5 protein-coding genes, 1 tRNA gene and 1 pseudogene are annotated in these 4,377 nt (G+C 64.7%); 5 read left to right on the top strand and 2 right to left on the bottom strand.

Annotated features, from left to right (window positions below; genetic code table 11):
- The 5 genes and pseudogenes from EOA24_RS28820 to EOA24_RS28800 form a co-directional block, all read left to right on the top strand.
- Positions 1-671: pseudogene (locus EOA24_RS28820) on the top strand (NAD(P)/FAD-dependent oxidoreductase); the annotation flags it as partial.
- A 63-nt stretch (positions 672-734) separates the two neighbouring features.
- Positions 735-1,217 carry a pyridoxamine 5'-phosphate oxidase family protein gene (locus EOA24_RS28815; protein ID WP_126078161.1) on the top strand — a complete coding sequence of 161 codons (483 nt, stop codon included), beginning with the start codon at positions 735-737 and terminating at the stop codon, positions 1,215-1,217.
- A 90-nt stretch (positions 1,218-1,307) separates the two neighbouring features.
- Positions 1,308-1,384, top strand: a tRNA-Pro gene (locus EOA24_RS28810).
- A 112-nt stretch (positions 1,385-1,496) separates the two neighbouring features.
- A complete protein-coding gene (locus tag EOA24_RS28805; RefSeq protein ID WP_126078162.1) occupies positions 1,497-1,832 on the top strand; it encodes a hypothetical protein in 336 nt (111 codons plus the stop codon).
- Positions 1,833-2,146: 314 nt separating this feature from the next.
- Positions 2,147-2,410: a hypothetical protein gene (locus EOA24_RS28800; RefSeq protein ID WP_126078163.1), complete on the top strand. Its 264-nt coding sequence runs from the start codon at positions 2,147-2,149 to the stop codon at positions 2,408-2,410.
- 157 nt (positions 2,411-2,567) lie between these two features.
- On the opposite strand, the gene hdaA is transcribed toward EOA24_RS28800, so the two are convergent.
- Positions 2,568-3,272, bottom strand: a complete 705-nt coding sequence (gene hdaA, locus EOA24_RS28795; protein WP_126078164.1) for a DnaA regulatory inactivator HdaA — start codon at positions 3,270-3,272, stop codon at positions 2,568-2,570.
- Position 3,273: 1 nt separating this feature from the next.
- Positions 3,274-4,377 (bottom strand): AI-2E family transporter (locus tag EOA24_RS28790; protein WP_245501876.1); only part of this gene is annotated, 1,104 nt, incomplete at its 5' end.

The raw sequence follows: 4,377 nt of genomic DNA, 5'->3' as shown, positions 1-4,377 counted from the left end.
TCGGAAAGGCAAGCGACTATGCCGGCAAGAAGGTGCTGGTGGTCGGCGCCGGCAATTCCGGCTTCGATGCGCTCAACCATCTTTCCCGTGTCGAGACCGGCCAGATCTGGCTTTCGGCGCGCAACGGACCTTCGCTGCTGCCCAAGCGCATCGGCAAGATCGCGGTGCACCGCATATCGCCGCTCATGGCCAACCTGCCCACATGGCTCGCCGACGCGGTCATGGCGGCAACGCAGCGCCTGGTGTTCGGAGATCTGACGAAATACGGCCTGCCCCCTGCCCCGTCGGGCGGCGCCAGCCGGCTCGGCTCCGACTATACCGCGATCGCGGCCGACGACGGCGCGGTCGAGGCCATCAAGGCCGGGCGCATCATCGTCGTGCCGCAGTTGCGCGCATTCAGGCGCGACGGCGTCGTGCTCGACAATGGCCAGCGAATAGCGCCCGACATCGTCATCGCCGCCACCGGCTACCGCACTGGACTGGAACCGATGCTGGGCAAGCTCGGCGTGCTCGACGCCAAGGGCGTGCCGCTGTTCAACGGCGCCGCAAACGACCCGAAGCTGCCCGGGCTCTGGTTCACCGGCATGCGGCCCAGCATTCGCGGCTGCTTCGCCAACTCAACAATCCAGGCCGCGGCGATCGCCAGGAAGATCACTGGCCTGAAGAGCTGAGCGCGCTACAAGGAACAGACAAGACGGTCGGTCGTTTGCCTTTCTCTGATGAAAGGAAGCGAGATGCCGACGCCCGATGAGCTCGAAGCAAAATTCTGGAAAGCCCTGAAATCGGATATGACAATGATGATCGGGCTTGACGGCTCGAACATCATCCCGCGCCCCATGACGGCGCAACTGGAAGCCGAGGCCAGGGGCCCGATCTGGTTCTTCACCGCCAGGGAAACCGAGCTTGTGCTTGGACTTTCCTCCGGCAGCCAGGCAACGGCGACGTTTGTATCCAAGGGTCATGACCTTTTTGCAACGGTGCAAGGCCGGTTGCAGATCGATAACGACCGGGTCGTGATCGACCGGCTGTGGAACCGCTACGTGGAAGCGTGGTTCGAAGGCGGCAGGGACGATCCGAAGCTGACGCTGCTTCGCTTCGAGGCTGAACAGGCCGAGATTTGGCTCGACGCCTCCAGCGTCGTCTCCGGTATCAAGATGCTGCTCGGCTACGATCCGAAGGAGGAGTACAAGGACAACGTCGCCAAGGTCGATCTCTAGGCTGCCTGGACAGCATCATCGGCCGGATCGAACCGCGCTCTGTTTTTGTGTTGCCTTCCGGGCGTGCGCCCCCTATACGCCGCGGGACGTCGGAGTGTAGCGCAGCCTGGTAGCGCACCTGATTTGGGATCAGGGGGTCGCGTGTTCGAATCACGCCACTCCGACCATCGCTTTCCCCCAAAAAATTGCCGTGCCGGTCTAGCGGCCCAGGGCCTGACCAGAAGGGCTCTTGGCCTCACTCTCCTGGAACCATGTCAGCCTTCGCAAGTTTCGGTTGCCATGACCGGCAATGCGAAAACTCCGACCATCGCGCGCATCTGGCGCGGCAGAACCTTGCCCGACAAAGCCGACGCATATGAGGCCTACAACTACGAGGTCGGCATCAAGCCGCTGATCGAGAAGGCGCTCGGTGTCCAGACCTTCCGCGAGGACACGCCGACCTATTCGGAGTTCATGACAATCTCCTATTGGGAGAATAACGAGGCAATGGCGCGCTTCACCGGCGGCGATCCCACCAAGATCCACCATCTAGACCGTGACGAGGAATTTCTCATCGAGTTGCCCAACAGCGTTCAGGTGCTACGCCTGCTCGCCAGACACGGCAGCACGGGCTGAGTGCCGATCCCCAACAGTCCCGTCCGGGTTGAAATCAAACCTGTGGTGTGAACACGGAGACGGGTAAACCCGCCGGGCGAGTCCCCAACAACCTCAAGCCCGGCGAGCCTACAACCCGATCTGGAACGCGACCGGGGCCGGGATCAACCGGCACTGTCGGTGTTGCAAGACTGATGCCGGAAAGACTGTTCCGGAATGGGACGGCTACGCCGCACGCTCCCACAGATGCCGCACAAGCCGGGACGCGGCTCGAACAATCCCCCTCGCTCCCAACTTTGTCACCGGTCTAGACTTCGGACAAAGGGGGATTGTCGATGCCCGTGCTCGAGGCGCTGCTGTCGCTGATCGGTCCGGCCTACCTGGCCTATTACGGCTTCGCGGTTCCGGTCATGGTCGCCTGGGCAATCCTGTGCGCCGCTCTGTGGGTCTGGAACAACCGGCCGAGCAAGCGGCAGAGCGGCGTCGCCCGGTCGCGGTCCGCCGGCCTGATGGTCTTCGTCCTTGTCGCCGCCTGTTACATCGCGGCGCATACGGGCGTGTATCTTTTGGCTCGGCATCTGGCCGGGCTATGGGCGTAATTTTTCCCTTCTCCCCTTGTGGGAGAAGGTGGATCGGTGCGCAGCGCCGAGACGGATGAGGGGTATTCCAGCGGAGTGAGACGTCGGCTTTCCCTGGAGCACCCCTCATCCGGCCGCTTAGCGGCCACCTTCTCCCGCAAGGGGAGAAGGGAAAGGCCTAGATATCGAACTCGCCCTGCCCCTCGTCCATAGCGCTGACCGTCTCCGCCGCGAGCGCCCGGGTGATCGGCGTCTTGCGCTCAAGCGCGGCGCGGTCGAGGCGCTCGACGACACGCATGGCGGTGCCGAGCGAACGCTCGATGCGGCGCACCAGATATTGCACCACATGCGGCTCGACCTCGACCTGGCGGTCGGCGAACAGCTTTGTGATGACGCCGGCAAGCAGCAGATCGTCGGGCTCGTGGATCTCGATCGTCGCCGCCGCTTTCAGCCGCGAGACGAGGTCGGGGAGCGTGACGCGCCAGGCCGAGGGGAAACGCCGCGCCGTAAGCAGCAGCGTCGAGCCCGCGCCGCGCACTTCGTTGATCAGGTGAAACAGGCCCTGCTCATCGATCGCCGTCTTGTCGACGTCGTCGATGAGCGCCGGCCTCATGCCCAGGCCGGCGATGTGCTCGCCGATCCGGCCCGGCTCGATGGCGACGGCATGCGCCCGCTCCTGCCATATCCGGGCGAGATGCGTCTTGCCCGAGCCGGGCGGCCCGGCCAGCACGACCACCGGCGACGGCCAGTCCGGCCAGCGGTCGATCAGCGATGCGGCTTGCGCGTTGGTGCCCGACACGACGAGCTCGTCGCGCGAATAGCCGGTGCCGTGGCCGAGATCGAGCGGCAGCTGACGCGGCGTATCTGCTGGCTGAGCAGCCATGTCAGCCCCGCTTCGAACGGTGGCCGCCGCCGCGATCGGCCGGCAATGGCGGCACGGGCCCTGTGGCGTGACCCTTGTAGAGCGGCGATTCGAGATAGCGGGCGATGGCGAAGCGCACCAGCACGGCAATCGCCGCCGAGGCCGGCACGGCAATCAACAGGCCGACGAAGCCGAACAGCGCGCCGAAGGCAAACAGCGCGAACATCAGCCACACCGGATGCAGGCCGACGCTCTTTCCGACCAGTCGGGGCTGCAGGATATTGCCCTCGATGAACTGGCCGACGAAGAACACGCAGGCAACCAGCACCACCATGGTCCAGTCCGGCCAGAACTGGACGAAGGCGACGCCGATGGCCAGCACCAGCCCGGTCAGCGAGCCGACATAGGGGATGAAGGAGATCACCCCGGCGAAGAAGCCGATGAGGATGGCGAAGTTCAATCCGGTCAGCGTCAGCCCGGTGGCATACATGGCGCCGAGCACAAGGCATAGCGTGCCCTGCCCGCGCACGAAGCCGGCCGTGGCGGTGTTGATGTCGCGGGCAAGCGCGCGCACCGTCTCGACATGGTCGCGCGGCACCCAGCCGTCGACCTCGGCCACCATGCGGTCCCAGTCGAGCAGCATGTAGAAGGCCACGACCGGGGTGACGACGAACAGGCTGACCACCGAGACCAGCGCCACGCCGGAGCTCCAGATCGAGGTGAAGACGGTGGTGAGCAGGCTGAAACCGGAGGTCAACAGCGAGTTCAGCCCGTCGCGCAGGCCGGCGGCGTTGACGCCAAAACGCTGCTCCAGCCATTTCGGGTCGAAGCTGGTGAGCAGCGACTGCAGGCGCGTGAGATATTCCGGCAGCTTGCGGGCGAAATCGGCCATCTGGGTGGCCAGCACCGGCACCAGGATGACGAAGGCCAGCACCACGACGACGATGAAGGCGATCAGGATGACCACCGTCGCCATAAGGCGCGAGAGGCCGAGCCGCTGCAGCCAGTCGGCAACCGGATCGAGGAAATAGGCGAGCACCATGCCGGCGACGAAAGGCAGGAGGATGCCCGAGAAGACATAGAGGAACAGCGCCAGCAGAACCGCCGTCGCGAGCCAGAATAAGAC

Origin of the sequence: Mesorhizobium sp. M2A.F.Ca.ET.039.01.1.1, from assembly GCF_003998035.1 — a bacterium.
In the GTDB taxonomy this organism is placed as follows: domain Bacteria; phylum Pseudomonadota; class Alphaproteobacteria; order Rhizobiales; family Rhizobiaceae; genus Mesorhizobium.
This window is presented reverse-complemented; position numbering and strand designations above follow the sequence as displayed.